Here is a 17,450-nt window from a genome sequence, read left to right as displayed (position 1 = left end):
TCATGGTATGAGAACTTTTTCCTAGTCACCACAAAATGGCAAGCAATGCAATCTTCCGTAAGATTGCGTATTTTGGCAGGAATCCGTTTCCGGTATTCCTGCCAAAATGCTTGTTGGTGACATATCCCCAAACCCCTGAGATCATCACCTGCGGTGATGGCTGCGCGTTCTGCGAACACTGAAAAAAAGAATAAACAAACCGTATCAAAACAGAAAAAAACTCTATGCGAAAGATTTTTCAATCACATAGAGTTTTCGTTTACCTTATATAAAATATAATATTTGGATTCGTTTGGCAACTAATTTTCTTTGAATCATAGGAGGGTACATTCCCCGCGGCTTGCCGCGTGCTTGCTAATGCCGAACGGAGTGAGGCTGGGGCTGATACCCCGCCCACGGAGTGGCGCATCGCACGGGTTAGGCGATACGGGCTTGCCGCGGGGAGTTTTATTCAGATGTTTTATTGTCTTTGTCGAGCCTGATATCTTCTTTCAAGATTATTTGTAATATATCCTCGTTCTCTTAGTCCTGTTGCAATTTCTGAATAAATATCATTGCCATTTGGATCCTTAATTGTTACAATTAGGACAAATTCTTGGGAAGGAATATAAATACCATTTCGAGCTGTCATATCAATACGGAGTTTCCATCCGTCAGCAAGTTGGATACCTTTTTTCAACTTTCTGTAATAGGATTTGATTGGACTCCACTTAAATCCATGTTCAACCCTTGCAGCTTCAAATTTTTCATCCCATTTTGTTTCAAGAGGTACTTGACCCTTATAATCAACTTCCCCATTTTGCGAATAAGAATATGTACCAAAACTTACATCAATATTAGTTCGGCAATATTCACGTCCGTATCGCTCATCAAGAGGTGGTAAATAGGCAAGCGTCATACCAATTTCTCCGATATACTTACCGTTTTTAATGAGTGATTTTGGGTAAGGAAAATCATACATTTCAAGGTGTGAACCTTGGGATATTTTTTGCATAAACACAAGGGTCACCTCATCTTCGCTACACTGAAGGATTTCTTGGACATTCGGCGATGGGATTCCAAATCCGTAATACTTAATATTATCAGGCTTTTCATCTAATAATTCACGCGAATTCATTCTGGCTGAATGAACAAGCATGGCTTTTGCAAGAAGAAGATTAGGATCTAGCATCTCTTCGTAAATAGATGCAAATTTTTGCAAAGCCCTAGGATTTGAATAACTTGTGCCATTACCCTCAATTATATTACCTTCTGGATCAAGACCCTTTACACCAAGACCATCAATGCAATAAGTGGTAGAGAGGTTTCCTCCATAATCTACAATATCAGGCTTTACCACATAATTAGCACCAGGACCTCTCCGGCTAAACGGAGATGGTTCATTAAATTTAACAATGGAATCATCAGATTCAAACAATGCAACGGAACCAACAGTTATAGCTCTTACAGAGTCAGCCGGTGATATCAAACGATCATGTTCGCCAAGACCACTCTGAGGAGGCCAGGTTCGCAGTGGTAAATCGTTGATATTTCCGCTAGAAACAAACATTTGAACATGATATTTGTCTTGAATATAATCTAAAAATACACCCAAATCAGACATTGTTCCACTGCATGGTTTATTTTCGATGCCTAATGAGATATTCCATATCTTTGTCGAGTGTGAATATTTTTCCATAACTTCTTCAATAATTTCCATTAAATCATATTCGGATATTGAATCGGTAGGTCCAAATTTTTTATCACTGTTTGGCATTGCAATAATGTCCACAAATTTAAAACGATGGCAAGTCGGACTGCTAATGCCATTTAATAAATTTCCATACTGAATCGTTGAAGCAATAAAAGTTGCATGATGAGGATTTTGATATACTTCGCTAACATATTCTTCCCTGGCAATTATATATGGTTTTAAATAAGGATTGTCAGCACTAATGCCGCCATCAATAATGCCGATAGAGACTTCACTATCAGTATACTCATGTTCCAAAAGCATTTTTAAGTCGGTTGATGAAAAATCATCTTTTGGAAGAGAGTATTCTTGAAAAAAATCAACAGATTTAACACCATTGATAGATGCTATATTTATAATATCTTCATAGGAATTAATTCCAATTTTAAGAAATTTTATATGCTCTCCATAGGTGATAAGTTCACAATTATCATGTAATCCTAATAATGTTATTTTTCTATTTATATAGTCCCAAATCTGAGCATTGTCAAAATCATCATCAAAATCAAAGATTTTCACTTTGATGTTATTTTTAATTGAAGAGAAATCACTTTGCGCAGCTAATGCAAGTGATGAAGTTATTTTTTCATCAGCTTTAATAGGTTGGATATCTGAAACTGCGGTCATATTGGCTTTAAACTTTATTGACGGTGGATTCATAACCAATTTAACCGTTTCTTGTATAGATTTTTTCTTCACCTTAATATAGATTTCATTTAAATCTTCAGTTCCTATAATAGGACAGTTTCTACATAAATCATCCGGTTTATGTGACTTGGCAATTGCTTCAGGCTTAACTATCACCTTACCGATAGCGGGAATATTTTCATTTTCTTCAAAAACATCATTATAATATTCCAATAAAGATTCAAATTTATTAGAAATGTCTATTTGTAATTGTGGTGTTACCTCACTGAAAAATTTGGTTTTTCCACCACCGGAATTACTAAAGATATCATCTGTCTTTTGAAGAATTATTTTTATTGGTAGATTGTTTTTACTCATGTATATCAGCCTCCTTTATAATTTTTTGTATAGTTGTTTTGGAACTTCCTAAAACGTCAGCAATAACTTGTAGGCTGAATATTTTCTCGTTACATTTCCTTAAATATTTTGCTTTGATTTGAAGTAGTTTTCGAGTGTCGTTACAATTTTGAGGTAATATATTTTGAAGAATAAAATATTCCTCATAAATATTTTTTTTATCAAAAGAGTGGTTGTGAATAACAGCATTTCTTATTGATTTTGTAATCAGCTCCTCAATTTCTGCACCACTCAGTCCAAAAAATAATGTTGAAAGTTCAGTAACATCTTTTTCGCTAAGAGTTCCCATGTGACCGGTAAACAAATATATTAGTTTACTGATTGCTTCTTTATCAGGTAACTCAATTTCTAACTTATAATCAAATCTTCTCCATACTGCAGAATCTAATAGTTGTTGATGATTTGTTGCGGCTAAAAGCAGACTATCTTTACTCATGGAATCCACATTTTGTAATAAACTATTAACCACACGTTTCAGCTCACCTAATTCATTATTATCGTCTCTCGCCTTTGCTATTGCATCAAATTCATCTAAAAACAGAACACATGGGATTTTTTGAGCAAATTCGAATAAATTACGAATATTTTTGGCCGTTGTGCCTAGGTAAGATGAGATAAGGCTATCAAGTCGAGCAATAACCAGTGGTAGATTTAGTTGTTTTGCAATTAAATAAGCACATTTTGTTTTTCCGCATCCAGGTGGACCATATAGCAGCAACGTATTAGATACCCCTATACCTAAGTCATTTAGTTTATCGGCATTTTTATAGCTCAAAATAAATGAGTCCAATTTATCAGCATTTCTTTTGGATAATATCACCTCGATATTATTCTCATCTGGATAAATAATATCAGCAAGCGTAGTTCTGGATTCTGTATCAACAGGAATCGATAAACTCTTTGCGTTGTTTCCCATGGCAGTCAAAGACATTTCTGTTTGTGCCGACAATAATTTTTTGAATTTAGCGACTGCTCGTGTTTCACCATCTGTTTCAAGTTTAGAAATCAATTGGTTTGTATAGTTAATAACTTTGGTTTGATCATGTTTTAATGAGCCCTCTATGATTTTTCCTATTTCAATTGAATATTTCATTTCGCACCTCCCCTATTATTATACTGGAACGAATGTGAAATGTAAAGAACGAAATTTAATAAATCAAGAACAATTTATTATTTATTAGGAACGATTTGCGTTTTTAAAGAACAAGGATTAATATCCAAATACCATGATAGACGTTTGAATAAACAAAAACTCTATGCGAAAGATTTTTCAATCACATAGAGTTTTTTATTTTTCCGTTTACCTGGCGTAAGTCATAAGTTTTGTAATGTTTCCTTATGGGCTACTGCCATTTAACGGCGTCTCTTTGCTGTTTAAAAGGTTTATTTTACAACTTCTATTGGCAGAACCGCGCTGGAACTGCGCCATTCACCTGTAGATCTCTCCAAGGGCTGCAAGGACTTTCCTAGCTGGAGATAGTGATTTAATTCGCGGTACGCACAGGGAGAACGGCAATTGGCACGGTTCAACAAAACAGAAAAAAGACGCAAGACCCATCCTGCGTCTCCCTACGTGAGGGGTGACAAGTGGCCGCCACCAGCGCCAAGCTCAAAAAGCTGTTTCAATTCACACCCCTACGTGAGGGGTGACAAGCCACATTATCCGCCGTGCCCGGGGAGCTTGCGTTTCAATTCACACCCCTACGTGAGGGGTGACAAGCCACATTATCCGCCGCGCCCGGGGAGCTTGCGTTTCAATTCACACCCCTACGTGAGGGGTGACACAACGCAAACGGAGAATTAGCAATAGAGATTACAGTTTCAATTCACACCCCTACGTGAGGGGTGACATACAGCCTATCCGACGAGGAGGCCGCGCTGTTGTTTCAATTCACACCCCTACGTGAGGGGTGACTAATGGTAAAACTGCCGGTATTGTCCTCAATAGTGTTTCAATTCACACCCCTACGTGAGGGGTGACTGCCGCCTCATTCTTTACTTTTGCCTCTTCGGCCTTGTTTCAATTCACACCCCTACGTGAGGGGTGACGCGATCTAAATTTGTGATGCCCTCGCAGCTGAAGTTTCAATTCACACCCCTACGTGAGGGGTGACTGTGGCTCTCCTATAGTTGATGACTATTTGGCTGAGTTTCAATTCACACCCCTACGTGAGGGGTGACTTAGGCCTAGTTCGGATATCAGGTTTTTTTCCCGGTTTCAATTCACACCCCTACGTGAGGGGTGACTTTAGCCAGCCTGTAAGCAATGAGAGCTGTTATTGTTTCAATTCACACCCCTACGTGAGGGGTGACGCTTATTTTTGCCGGCGGTATTCACCGAGCTTTTGGTTTCAATTCACACCCCTACGTGAGGGGTGACTGCTTCTTCTTCTAATATCCCTTTAAGTCTTCAGTTTCAATTCACACCCCTACGTGAGGGGTGACCTTCCAGGGCGACTAGAATCACTCAGAGGGATATTGTTTCAATTCACACCCCTACGTGAGGGGTGACCCTTTCAGCTTATTTGTTGATTATACACAAACTATGTTTCAATTCACACCCCTACGTGAGGGGTGACGGTTTTCCGTTAACGTCCTGGTTTTTTGGTTGATGTTTCAATTCACACCCCTACGTGAGGGGTGACTGAAACAAGCTGCGAAAGACAGAATGAAGGAGAATGTTTCAATTCACACCCCTACGTGAGGGGTGACACACCGCCCAGCCCAATAGCTCAAGCATCACAAGGTTTCAATTCACACCCCTACGTGAGGGGTGACGAAGTCGGAAAAAAACTATGCTTATCTCTTTTTGTTTCAATTCACACCCCTACGTGAGGGGTGACAGGGATGCTCACCGAGGCGGATGCTGCCGAAATCGTTTCAATTCACACCCCTACGTGAGGGGTGACTTGCCAAATGCAAAGAAGGAAAATATATTTTTGAGTTTCAATTCACACCCCTACGTGAGGGGTGACGCTGTTGTCAGACTGCGACGCGGATGAAAAGCAGGTTTCAATTCACACCCCTACGTGAGGGGTGACATATCATGATATCAAAGAGTGCCAGATGCTGAAGTTTCAATTCACACCCCTACGTGAGGGGTGACTTCCGCAAGAGCAGCGGCTTCGCAAGCCATAAAAGTTTCAATTCACACCCCTACGTGAGGGGTGACCGTTTCAGTTCACCGGTAAATCTCTTGTGTCCCTGTTTCAATTCACACCCCTACGTGAGGGGTGACTTAACCAGTCAGTTATGAGAGAACTTGCTTTAAAAGTTTCAATTCACACCCCTACGTGAGGGGTGACGATACCGGATTTACAGTGAGGAAGTCCCGCAAGGGTTTCAATTCACACCCCTACGTGAGGGGTGACATCTAATTCGCACGATACGCGACACCTGTAATATGTTTCAATTCACACCCCTACGTGAGGGGTGACAAATCACAGATCTGCGAAAAGATACCGTAGCAAGTTTCAATTCACACCCCTACGTGAGGGGTGACTCCCCTGCCCGTACTTCTATGTAGGTTCCGGGTAAGTTTCAATTCACACCCCTACGTGAGGGGTGACCTCTTTTTTCGATAAAGCAATTGATTTGTGCCATGTTTCAATTCACACCCCTACGTGAGGGGTGACGAAGCTTGTATATGTCTTGCTCAGGGTAAGATTCTGTTTCAATTCACACCCCTACGTGAGGGGTGACCTAAAATGGTAGTAGCTGTTAAGGCATCTAAGTTTGTTTCAATTCACACCCCTACGTGAGGGGTGACTTTCGTCTGTTTCGAACATGCCCATAGGCGATTTGTTTCAATTCACACCCCTACGTGAGGGGTGACTTACGATCGCCCGTTCATCCGTAACCTCTGTCTTGTTTCAATTCACACCCCTACGTGAGGGGTGACCTTACCAGCAAGTTACCAGCAAGTTAAACTATCACGTTTCAATTCACACCCCTACGTGAGGGGTGACCTTTCCCGAATAAATCGCATTCAGCCCATAGTCCCGTTTCAATTCACACCCCTACGTGAGGGGTGACCTGGAACAGCTTCTCCGGTCTCTAAATCCGGGACATGTTTCAATTCACACCCCTACGTGAGGGGTGACAGCAAATTTGTACAAATTCCTATTGAATATATCGGAAAATTGCACAAAATATAAAAAATTTTACTTGCTTTTCATAAAAATTATTTTTAGCAGCCAATTTAAACAAACCAATCTTCCTATAACAGCCTTAAAACATCAAATTATTCTGCGCGAAAGGTCCGGCGTTTTCTGTACGGGCCCGGTTCGCGCTGACATCGCTCATAGAATCAAATCCTTATCCTGCTCAATCAACAGCGGCTTCCCCAGGAAAGAAATCTTCGATTCATAATGTTTCCCCAAACGGTAAAAACGGATACTGTCTTTTCCGGGTCGATAACCTTTTCCAAAGCAGCCCGTATTGTCACAAACTGCGCCTGGTCCACGAGCAGCTCAAAAACTGAGTTCTGGACTCTTATCCCCCACTTCTCGCAGATGCGCGCTACTCTGCGCAGTCGCTTTGCGCCGGAAGGCGAGGTCACGTCCACATCGTATGTAGCGACAATCAACATGACTACCTCCAAATAAAGGGCGGGTATTCGTCCAAATCCCCCCGCAGCACTCTCGCCAGCAATTGGGCCTGCACAAAAGGAATCAGCCCGATCTCGATTTTTTCTTTTAGAAACGGGTGCTGGATATTTTCCCTTTTCCGTTCCTGCCAGGCGGATAAAATCGTTTTTCGCCCCTTCTCCTCTATGGTAAATTGGCCCAACTCCGAGGTAAAATCCTTCTTTTTCAGCTGTCCCCGGTTGAACAGCGTGAGAACCAGCCTGTCGCAAAGCGGCGCCCGCAGCTCCTCCATCAGATCCAGCGCCAGCGCCGGCCTTCCGGGGCGAAGCGTATGCAAATAGCCGCAGGCCGGGTCCAATCCAACCGCTTCCAGCGCGGACTGCAAATCGTTTTTCAGCAGCATGTAGACAAAAGAAAGTACCGCGTTGACTTCATTCCTCGGCGGCCGGCGGGATCTGGTCTCGAACTTCAGCCCCCTGTCCTGAGCATGAAGCATATCGTCAAAACAGGAAAAATAAACGCTGGCGGCGCTCCCCTCCAGTCCGCGCAGGGAGTCCAATCCGGCAGGCTCCTTAAGTTCCCGGGCGATGGCCGCGATCTCGTCTGCCTTTAGGCGCAGCTTGCTGGCGATATCCGCATCCTTTGCCTCCCGTGCGGCACGCAGCAGCATGTTTTTCTCGTTGAGCAGTTTGCCGCACAGAAAATCCGCCGACATCCGGGCCGCGAACACAGGATCCGAACAGGAGATGAACTGCCGCTGGCGCAGCAATACATTTCCGCTGACCGGCCCTTGGATTCTCCCATAAAACGCTCCGTTTTCCGAAAGAAAGCTAAGCCCAATCCCCCTCTCGCCGCAATACCGAATCAGCGGCGTGGACACCGTGGTATTCCCAAAACATAAAATTGAGTCCAGCGTGTGAGATGGAATCCGAACCTTATCCTCTCCCCCGATCCTGACGGCAATGCACTCGTTTTCCCAAAAGAGGTAGCTGTCCTTTGTCGTCACGTACAAGGTGTTTTGCAGCGATTTCATGGCGCACCTTCCTTTAGCTCGTCCAGCAGCCCCCTGCAATACTCCCGGGCGGAGCGGCTCAGGCCGGGCATACAGGGCTCCCGCAGGGAGCATTTTTTACACTTGGGGCTTTCCTTCGCCGGAGGCAGCGCCTTTTCCCGGAAGCACAACCAAAGCGCCTCCGCCGTTTGCCGGGTCCGGCGGCGCAAATCCTCGGAAAACGACACCGCAAGCCGCTGGTGGACGTCAATGAAGAAAAGCGCCCCCTCAGGGATAGAGACCCCGTACATTTCTTCCAGGCAGATGGCTTGGGCGCAAAGCTGCATCTCATACTCCGGCTCATGGCGCATACGCCCGTGCTTGTATTCGATGGGAAAGAGGCGGAAACGCCCCTCCTGTTCTGGGAGGGACGCGCCGTCCGGCTGTTTGACCGCCTCGACGCAGTCGCATTTGCCGGAGAGCATCAATTCATTCGACCAAACTGAAAACTCGTACAATTTGAGCTGATCTCCCCGATGCTCCACCCTTCCGTCGTGAACACGCTGATGCTGGGCGCGGCCCTCCGCGGTATACTCGTTTTCCTGCCACAGCTGCTGGTTCATCAGAAGCGCCGCCCGGCGGGGACAGTACCCGTACTGGGAAATGTAGGACAGCGGAAGCTTCTCTTCCTCATTTTCCATCGGTGAACCAGCTTTCGCCGTCGGGAATCCGGTTCCAGCAGATTTCCCCAAAGGCGTCCCGCAAAAAGCCCGCTTTCACGCCGGCGGGAACCCCGCTCAGGTCGATTTTGGCGGTATAATCCCGGTAGTCCCTGGCGCATTCCAAATCGGGCTTCCGCTCCACCCGCACCAGGTCGAACAGCCGGTGTGCCGGCGCACAGCCCAAAAGCGCCTGTCTCGCCCTTTGCTCCTCGTCGCTGTCGGTGCCCACGTGCTTGAAGAGAATCAGTGGAGAAACCACCTCCATCTCGCCCTTGCTGGCGCTGTGGTCGTGTTCGTACATATTGAGAATCGCTTCAAAGAGCGCCTTCAAGTCCTTTTCGTCAAATCCGGTCTCCTTGGCCAGGTTACCGCTGATAAATCCCCGCACTTCGTAAAGGCCGTAGGGGATGAACTGCTTGCGGCCCATGGTGCGAAGCTTGTCTTCCGGCTGTTTTTGTTCCCACTCGTCAAATTCCGCATAGGTGCTGGCCTTGTCGGGTCCATCAGCCACGCACATCCGGGTGATGGAGATGTCCTGGGGCAGCACCGGGTCGATAGAACGGCCGAAGGCGATCTGCACCGGGCCCCGCACTTGTCCCGCGTTGGGCCCGGTGGTCAAAACGGCGCCGAAGGTGCGCACGTCGAAGTACTTTCCACAGCACCACTCTCGGGCGGCGTAGACCTTATTTTTGGTTTTGGCACAGGCGTCTTCATCACACGGCGCCTTTTCACAGGCTTCCGCGATAAATTTGTTGATATTGGTGCCCTGCTGCATGATGATTTCCATGCCGGGCTGTCCTGCGAAAGCTTCCTGGATGTAGTTGCGGATACGGCGCTTTGTCGCCACGTCGGTAATGTAGCCCTGCATGGTCTCCGGGTCCACTCTGGGGGAATTGCCCATATCCGGGTCCCCGTTGGGGTTCCCGTTGATGCACTGCACATAGTAAACAAATTCATACCGGTTTTTGATCGCCATAATTATTCCTCCTCCGTCGTTTCATCGTCTGTCTTTTTCTCGAACATTGCCGCTCTCTGCTGGTAGTACCCCAAGGCGAACTCCGCCTGCTGTTGTAAAGTGAGAGTGGTGGGAACCTGACGCCCAATTTTTTCGGAAATCTCGGCCAAAAGCTTTTCGTAGAACACCACCGCCCCCTTGCTCTCAATTTTTGTGAGATGATGTTGGGCCAATTGGCTCAGCCGCCCGAAAACCAGCGCCGGACTGGTGCTGGCCGACGTATAGTATCGCTGGATGACGCCGGCGCCTAGATTTTTTCCCATGGCGCGGGTCTGGATGGCGGCATACACCGCCATCATCCGGCCGCACTGATAAGCTGTTTCGGGACAATCAGGATTGCATTTCGACTGCATAGCAGTTCCTCCTTTATGAAAACGATTTTTTCGGTTCAGCCACGCTTTTAGAATCTGGCAGCACAGCGGGTCGGGGATCGGCTCCCGCTTTACGTCGTCTCCGCTGTCCAGCATTTTGGAGCGGATGTATTGAAGCGCCTTGGATGCCACCGCGTCCGGCAGGGGCTGCCTGTTGACGATGGCGAAAATCAGCCGGGGTTCGAGCCCTGCAAGCTCTTTTTCCATCCGCGTGTTGAGGGATTTTCCGCCCTTTTGAGGCTTTAGCAGCCGGTAGTTGATTTTCCCGATGGGAGGCGGCTTTAAAAGGCTTTTCCCGTCCCGGTAAACGAGGGACAAATCCTCCCACCAGTCGTTCATGGCTTTCTGCAAGTCCTCGTAGCTTCCCTGCTGCCAGCCCCGCACCATGATGCGGCCTCCCGCGCCGGAAACCGGCATCAGGTAGTAGATGTTGTCCGACAGACGAATTCTTTCCCCATCCCGGTAACTTTTTACCAGCCGGGTAGCCTCCGCTTCCGCCACAGCGGCTTCCAAAGCGCCGTCGGGCTGGACGTCGTCCTTTTCGCCGCCCTCTTCCGTTTCAGTGCCGAACGCCTGCGCCAACAAATCTGCTCCTTCCGGAGGAAGAGCTTCCTTGTACCAGTGGATCCACTTTGCCCCGGCCAGTACAGGCGCCTTCTGGATGAGCCGCGTCAAGGCCGCGTTGACGGCCGCCATGGCATCCTCACTGACGCAGGCGTTTTCAGCCTGCTTGAGGCCGTAGGAACAAAATGCATCCTTATCGAAGCAGATCACCGCGTCCCCGCTGCTGTGGCCGCCCACCGCCATGAGCCCGGGCACCTTGGCCGCCGTGGCGATGGGCGTCCCCAGCTCTCCGGTAATGAGGCAGCGGCGGGCGGCTGTTTTTTGCTTGTCGCCGCCGCTTTGGGCTTTCCGGAACCGGGGCCACCAGTCCCCCGCCAAGCTTTCCAACGGCACTCCATCCACTTTAAAGCCGATGGCGTCCCCGGGCTTGATCTTCTGAAGGTCCAGACCCTCATTGATGGCGGAAACGGTTTCTTCCCGGTCCAAAACCGCCCGCAGCACCGCCATTTGAGGGACGCTTTCCGCCCCATCCTCTAGCGCCTCGAGAAAAAAGACGCGTTTAAGTGGCCTCTCTCCACTTAGCGGGATGTTTCGTTTTTCCACCAATACGTTGCACTTGGCTGGCCCCTGAGCCGCGGACCCCATATCGGGACAGATTACCGGTTCTGGCGGCCCGGGGTCGATTCCCAAAAATTCCCCGTACCTCCCCAGGCAGACATAGGCTTTTATCCGTTTTGGCTTGAAGCCCGGCTGGGCCGCAAGCTGATTTTTCACGGCGTATTCGTATAATTCCTGAAGCATTTACTTCACCTCCGGACGCAGGACCTGCTCGCTGTCAAAATCCGGCACCTCTAAAATCCCGTTATTTAGCTGGGCGTGGAACAGGGTGACATAAGGCTCAGCTTTCGGGGTCACTTCAAACCGGTGCAGATCAAAAACGTCGTAGACCATGTACCCCAGGTCCAAATCCAGCTCGATGGGCCTAGCCTCCCCTGTGCCCTCCTCGAAGTACGCCACAAACTCCCGCAGCCCCAGTGACGGCTGGTAGTAGCACTGCCCCCGGCGGATTCTGCGGAGCGCCTGCTCATACAGCTGTTTTTCGCTTCCGCCAAAAGAAGGCCGTTTGCGGATTTGCGCGTGGACCCGGTAGCGCACGTCTTTGAGCGCCACCGTCTGCCGCTGGGTCCGGCCCTTTTTGTCGGCTCCGGTCAAATCCACCCGCACCGGCTCCTTGGGCTTTTCCGGAATTTTTTCCTTTACTTCGTTGCGCTTGAAGCTCACATAGGACGGCTTCCGAAGCACCTCGATTTTCGTCACCTGCCAAAAAAACTCGTTGGGCTTGCAGTAAATGGCGCTGAGTACTCCCCGCATGGCAGAAGGCGTCGGCACCGGGTAGGTCAATCGTTCCACTTTTGACTCCGGCCGGCTGAAGCAGGCGAAATCCCCCCAAACATCCACAACAATTTCGTTCATTTCATCACTCCTTGTCCTTTTACGTAATTCCATCGAAGGGAACCGACAGCTGTAGTCCCCTTCGTTCGCTGTCATAATATCTGCGATTGGAAAGGAGGTACCAGCCGGTTTCCTCCCGAATCCGTTCCTTTCCCCGGTAGACGAACAACGGCTCACAAATATCCGCCGCCTGTTGGAATCCAAAGCTGTGTACCGTCAGTGGGGCCGCTTTCCGCATCCAGGCGCTGGTGATTCCCCGGCGTCCCTCCTCCGCAAGCTCTAAAAACAGCGACTCCTCCCCCGCGTAGGGCACAACGATCTGCACCTGGGTGCTTTCAATGAGACGGTAAGCCTTTGCCACCGCCGGAAAGTCCATGGCTTCTATGGCCTCGGTGAGCTGCCGCTTGTCCCGCACCTGTCCGCTGCCGAACAGGATGCCGTAATACTCCCGGATGTCCGCCAAAGAGTCCAAATCGATTGGATGCCGCGCCGCCAGCGTTAAAACCGCGTTGGCGGACTGCCGGTAAAAATCGTCCGGGTAGAGCTTTTCTTCATCGGGGATGAAAATAATCATTTTTCCCCGCTTTCTGGTGTCGCTGCGGTTGCATCGGCCCGCCGCCTGTATGATACTCTCCAAAGGGGCCAAAGCCCGGTACATCGCATCAAAGCTCACGTCCACCCCGGCCTCGATGCACTGGGTCGCCACCAAAAAACAGGGCCTTCCCTCCCGCAGCAGGGCGCGCACCTGTTCCAAAATCTTCGTCCGATGGGCCGGACAGAGGTCCGTCGTCAGAAGAAAAGTCCGCTCCTCCCCGCAGATGTCCGAAAGCTGCTTATATAACGTCTGGGCGTGGCTGCGCAGGTTGACGATGAGGCAGGCGTTTTTTTCCTCTGCCGCCTCCCGGGCGATTTCGTCCAGAGGAGTTTTTCCGTCAACCCGCCATTCTGCCAGCACTCTTTTCGATTGGGCGAACATCTCCTGGGAATCGGGAACGATTTCTTCCGGTCGCCAGGTAATGTCGGGCAGCTGGTCAAAATCTGGCTGGGTCGCCGTGGAAAACACGACGGTGGAGCGGTAAGTCTCCGCCAGCTCCCGCAAAGCCGAGAGGCTCGCGCCCGCCAGATGGCAGGGCAGGCTCTGGGCCTCGTCAAACAAAATCACGCTGTCCGCCAGCCGGTGGAGCTTGCGGCAGGCGGGCCCTGTGCAGGCAAACAGGCTCTCAAAAAACTTCACCGAGGTGGTGATGATAAAGGAGGCGTCCCACCTCTGGGAAAGCTCCCTCGCTGTCTGTTCGTCAGCCCCTCGCTCCGCACCGCTATGGTCTTCCAGAATCTCCGGAACGATTTTTCGATAAACCGCCGCGTTCTGCTCAATAATTGACAGGTATGGAAGCACCAAAATGATTCGTCTTTTGCCCTGCTGTAACATCTGCTGAAGCCCGAACGCCAGCATCGCCAGCGTTTTTCCCGCCCCGGTGGGCGCGGTCAGGGTATAAACGCCGGATGATACCTCTGACCCCGCCTGACGGCAGATGTCAAAGAGACAGTTTCGCATCCCGTTCATAGCAGGGTCTCCGCCGTTTTTTTGCCGGATGTCCTCCCGGTACCTCTCCAAAGCCACCCACGCCTCAACAGGATCCACATCAGTCAAAGCGCTGCTTTTTAAATATCCGGGATTGAAATGTTCAGCCGACGCGCTGTAATCGGCATCGGTGAGAGCGGAAAACAGCAGGCGTGTAAACAGCATCCTTTGATGGTTTTCCGCTAACCCCGGTGACACCGCTGGGAAATCCGGCAGACAGGGCCGCGAAGGCGGAAGGGTATTTTCCAGCAAAAACCGGTTTACCGCCTCCTTGACTTCACTCTTTGAAAGCGAATATGTATTTCCCTCCGCACTGAGGGTTTCTCCCTTCAGCCAGGCGTCCAGCTCGCTTTTGCAGTCCCGCAGCTGTCCGTGGTGCGCACGAACGGATGCTACCATCGGCCAGTAAGGGCTGTTTCTTCCCGCCCTTCCACACAATTGCGCCATCAGGAAAGCTGCGCCGGGAAGGGCGTGATCCACATGATGCCTTTCTCCCCGCAGCACCTCCTGAAAGGCTTGACTGTATTTTCCGAAATCGTGGAAAAGCCCCAGCCACGCTCCTGCATCCGAACATCCAAACACTTCAGCGTATTGGGCACACAATTCCATGGTACGCTGCAAATGATGGCATACGGTTTCTTTTAACCCGGAAGAATTGGCCGAACGGGCATAAAAAATCACCTAATCCACCTACTTCATTATAAATTAAAAGCATTTGCTATTATTTGTTGTGCAATTTGTATATTTTGTTATAAATTGATTTTATATAAAACTATGCTATATGTACAATTATACCATATAAACACAAAAATTATATATTCACTAATTGTATTCGACTATTTATTCTATTTTCTTACTATTTGTATCATTTTTTATCTTTTATGTACAAAAGTTGCTAGAACTGAATCATTCTGTTTATTGATTCCCTATTGCAATCGTATAGACCCAAAGCGGCCTTAAAAATATTGGAGACTCATACAATATCTATTTTTAAAAATTCCAGGTAGAGTCATAACAAAAATGGCCCCGTAAGGTAATATAAAACTGCCTTACGGGGTCATTTATTGATAAAATTGGGGTTGGTTCACAAAACAAATTCCATACCGAGACGGGCAAAAAATAAAACGCGCCTCACAAACGCGAGGTGCGCGAATTTACTGCAGGCTTTGCCTGCTGGTGGAGGCTAGCCCGCGCTGGTCAAACCGTTGGATTCTAACAGGTTTACTTCCATTCTACACACAACACGAACCCCCGCGGAAAAACAGTAATTTTCCTTTTAGGGGTTCGTGCAGTGATAATTTTGGTGGAGGCGGCGGGAGTCGAACCCGCGTCCGAAAATCCTTCCATTCAGCTTTCTCCGGGTGAAGTTTATCTATTAAAATTCCCTTCCCGCAGCGCCGATAAACAGGCTCTGCCGAAAGGTATTCCCTAATACGTCACAAGAGCCGGGAACCTCTCCCATGACGTTGACCACTAAATTAGAAGCCGGGCAGAAACCGTGGTGCTTTTCTGGCAGGCTAGCCGCTTAATTAAGCAGCGTAAGCTAAAGTTCTGTTGTTAGAATTAGCGTTTATATTTAGGTGCGACGATTAAAGAGCTTTCGCCCGCTCTACCCGCTTACTGAATTTCTAAATCCCCGTCGAAACCTTTACGCCCCCGTATGGGCGCGGCATGGCGCCGCGGATTATTACAGTTTTTTGATCCAGTCCATTACCATGGGAATCCAAGCCCGGACCTTCGGCCGGATACGCTCCGGCACGTTTGCAATTTCGTTGCCGTTTACCAACGAGTGAGACCCTTCTGGGAAGATGTGCAGTTCCAACGGAACACCGCACTCCATCAAGGCGCTGGCAAACAGCATAGAGTTTTGAGGATAGGCTACTTCATCTTCCAGAGTATGCCAAAGAAAGGTAGGAGGTGTATTCTTTGAAACACGCTTCTCCAGAGACAAAAACTCCAGCATCTCGTTGGTCAAATCGTCCCCCAGCAGATTTTTAAAGGAATCCATATGAGGATGAGAAGTTCCGGATATAACCGGATAGGCCAAAATGAGCGCGTTCGGTTTGTGCTCCTTTCCCTGAAATCCCCGAGAACGGAGAACGTCGTCGTCCCAGAAAACCCCTAAAGACGCTGCCAGATGCCCACCGGCGGACCCCCCCTGAACAATGATTTTGTCAGGGTCAATATTCCATTCTTTTGCATGTTGTCGAACCAGCTTTACCGCTGTGGCCAACTCGACGAGGGCCGTCGGAAATCGGCTTGGTGCACAGCTGTACCGAAGGACGAATGCGTTCATCCCCGCCGCCAGGAATTCTGTGGCCATCGGGGTCGCCTCTCGGTCGGAAGTGTAAAAATACCCGCCGCCGGGGCAAATGATTACCGCTGGACGAAGCCTGTTTTTACAGTATTCGTCATAGTTTTTGAGAATATACCCGGTAAAAACAGGGGCCTTTTCGGGGCTTTTCAGCCCACACTTTTCATAGTCCACACCTAGGTGAAGTTCTTCTATAAACACAATGCCCACTCCTGTCATTAAATTGCCGTCATATTTTTTAGGTTAAAGTTTCTTGACCCAATCGATGGCAAATTTTATCCAAGTTGCCGTTTTCAAATTGACATTTTCCGCATCATTGACCAGTTCATTGGCAAGGCTCAGGCCGTGGGGGCCAGTGGGATAAAGGTGCAGTTCCAACGGACGGTGATGTGCGAGCATGGCCAATGCAAACATCAAACTGTTTTGTGGGGGCACCCCTTCATCGGTTGCCGTATGCCACAAAAAAGCAGGAGGCGTATCCTTCGTCACAAAATGCTCCAGGGACACCTCGCTCAATTGTCGGCGGGAAGGCTCTTCCACGCCGAACAGATTTTGAAATGACCTGGTATTGGGATAGGAAACGGCGGATATGACCGGATAGGAAAGGACCATGCCGTTTGGCCGGTGAGAATCGCCTGAGAACCCGAGAGTTCGAAGCAAGCCGCTGTTCCAGAAAACTCCCAACGAAGCCGCTAAATGTCCGCCAGCAGAAAATCCGACCAGGATTATTTTATCAGAGTCGATATTCCACTCCTCCGCATGCTCCCGCACCAATTGCACCGCTGTCGCCAGCTGTACCAGCGCGGTGGGAAAAACAGCCGGTTTGCAGCTATACCGGAGGATAAAGGCATCGATGCCGCCAGCCAAGTATTCCATCGCGATAGGAGTCGCCTCCCGTTGCGAACAATACATGTATCCGCCACCGGGGCAGATGATTACCGCCGGACGTTTTCGCCCTTTGCAGTATTCGTCGTAATTTTTCAGGATGTACCCGGTAAGCTCCGGTTCCTTTTCCGGCTGCTTGAGTCCCATTGACTCGTAATCCACATCGAGGTCGATATTTTGAATAAACAT

At 48.7% G+C, this 17,450-nt stretch carries 11 protein-coding genes, 1 other RNA gene and 1 CRISPR repeat array; all 12 genes read right to left on the bottom strand.

Going from position 1 to position 17,450, the window contains the following annotated elements; all coding sequences use genetic code 11:
• Positions 1-460 precede the first annotated feature (460 nt).
• Positions 461-2,737 (bottom strand): S8 family serine peptidase, encoded by a 2,277-nt coding sequence (locus H8710_RS07370; protein ID WP_249294859.1) that lies wholly within the window; start codon positions 2,735-2,737, stop codon positions 461-463.
• A complete protein-coding gene (gene iteA / locus H8710_RS07365) occupies positions 2,730-3,869 on the bottom strand; it encodes an anti-phage ATPase IteA (protein ID WP_008689480.1) in 1,140 nt (379 codons plus the stop codon). The genes H8710_RS07370 and iteA overlap by 8 nt, the downstream gene beginning before the upstream one ends.
• Positions 3,870-4,395: 526 nt before the next feature.
• Positions 4,396-6,879: a CRISPR direct-repeat array (repeat unit 32 nt; unit sequence GTTTCAATTCACACCCCTACGTGAGGGGTGAC).
• 227 nt (positions 6,880-7,106) lie between these two features.
• The gene (cas2, locus tag H8710_RS07360) at positions 7,107-7,367 is read right to left on the bottom strand and encodes a CRISPR-associated endonuclease Cas2 (RefSeq protein WP_346727097.1); all 261 of its coding nucleotides are present in this window, start codon (positions 7,365-7,367) and stop codon (positions 7,107-7,109) included.
• Positions 7,368-7,369: 2 nt separating this feature from the next.
• The gene (gene cas1c / locus H8710_RS07355) at positions 7,370-8,398 is read right to left on the bottom strand and encodes a type I-C CRISPR-associated endonuclease Cas1c (protein ID WP_249294858.1); all 1,029 of its coding nucleotides are present in this window, start codon (positions 8,396-8,398) and stop codon (positions 7,370-7,372) included.
• Positions 8,395-9,057: a CRISPR-associated protein Cas4 gene (gene cas4 / locus H8710_RS07350; protein ID WP_249294857.1), complete on the bottom strand. Its 663-nt coding sequence runs from the start codon at positions 9,055-9,057 to the stop codon at positions 8,395-8,397. Before cas4 ends, cas1c begins: the two co-directional genes overlap by 4 nt.
• Entirely contained in the window at positions 9,047-10,054 is a 1,008-nt protein-coding gene (gene cas7c, locus H8710_RS07345; protein WP_283242815.1) for a type I-C CRISPR-associated protein Cas7/Csd2, read from the bottom strand. Before cas7c ends, cas4 begins: the two co-directional genes overlap by 11 nt.
• 2 nt (positions 10,055-10,056) lie before the next feature.
• On the bottom strand, positions 10,057-11,829 hold the full coding sequence (gene cas8c / locus H8710_RS07340) for a type I-C CRISPR-associated protein Cas8c/Csd1 (protein ID WP_249294856.1): 1,773 nt from the start codon (positions 11,827-11,829) through the stop codon (positions 10,057-10,059).
• Positions 11,830-12,501 (bottom strand): type I-C CRISPR-associated protein Cas5c, encoded by a 672-nt coding sequence (cas5c, locus tag H8710_RS07335; protein WP_249294855.1) that lies wholly within the window; start codon positions 12,499-12,501, stop codon positions 11,830-11,832.
• A gap of 19 nt (positions 12,502-12,520) precedes the next feature.
• Positions 12,521-14,743: a CRISPR-associated helicase Cas3' gene (cas3, locus tag H8710_RS07330; protein WP_249294854.1), complete on the bottom strand. Its 2,223-nt coding sequence runs from the start codon at positions 14,741-14,743 to the stop codon at positions 12,521-12,523.
• Positions 14,744-15,363: 620 nt separating this feature from the next.
• Positions 15,364-15,720: a transfer-messenger RNA gene (ssrA, locus tag H8710_RS07325) on the bottom strand.
• Positions 15,721-15,749: 29 nt separating this feature from the next.
• Positions 15,750-16,577: an alpha/beta hydrolase gene (locus H8710_RS07320; RefSeq protein WP_249294853.1), complete on the bottom strand. Its 828-nt coding sequence runs from the start codon at positions 16,575-16,577 to the stop codon at positions 15,750-15,752.
• 42 nt (positions 16,578-16,619) lie between these two features.
• A complete protein-coding gene (locus H8710_RS07315) occupies positions 16,620-17,450 on the bottom strand; it encodes an alpha/beta hydrolase (protein WP_249294852.1) in 831 nt (276 codons plus the stop codon).

Origin of the sequence: Fumia xinanensis, assembly GCF_014384905.1 — a bacterium.
Classification (GTDB): Bacteria; Bacillota; Clostridia; order Oscillospirales; family Ruminococcaceae; genus Fumia; species Fumia xinanensis.
This window is presented reverse-complemented; position numbering and strand designations above follow the sequence as displayed.

Coding starts and splice junctions, on each gene's coding strand:
- H8710_RS07370 (WP_249294859.1), bottom strand. CDS start 2,737: ATGAGTAAAAACAATCTACCAATAAAAATAATTCTTCAAAAGACAGAT.
- iteA (WP_008689480.1), bottom strand. CDS start 3,869: ATGAAATATTCAATTGAAATAGGAAAAATCATAGAGGGCTCATTAAAA.
- cas2 (WP_346727097.1), bottom strand. CDS start 7,367: ATGTTGATTGTCGCTACATACGATGTGGACGTGACCTCGCCTTCCGGC.
- cas1c (WP_249294858.1), bottom strand. CDS start 8,398: ATGAAATCGCTGCAAAACACCTTGTACGTGACGACAAAGGACAGCTAC.
- cas4 (WP_249294857.1), bottom strand. CDS start 9,057: ATGGAAAATGAGGAAGAGAAGCTTCCGCTGTCCTACATTTCCCAGTAC.
- cas7c (WP_283242815.1), bottom strand. CDS start 10,054: ATGGCGATCAAAAACCGGTATGAATTTGTTTACTATGTGCAGTGCATC.
- cas8c (WP_249294856.1), bottom strand. CDS start 11,829: ATGCTTCAGGAATTATACGAATACGCCGTGAAAAATCAGCTTGCGGCC.
- cas5c (WP_249294855.1), bottom strand. CDS start 12,501: ATGAACGAAATTGTTGTGGATGTTTGGGGGGATTTCGCCTGCTTCAGC.
- H8710_RS07315 (WP_249294852.1), bottom strand. CDS start 17,450: ATGTTTATTCAAAATATCGACCTCGATGTGGATTACGAGTCAATGGGA.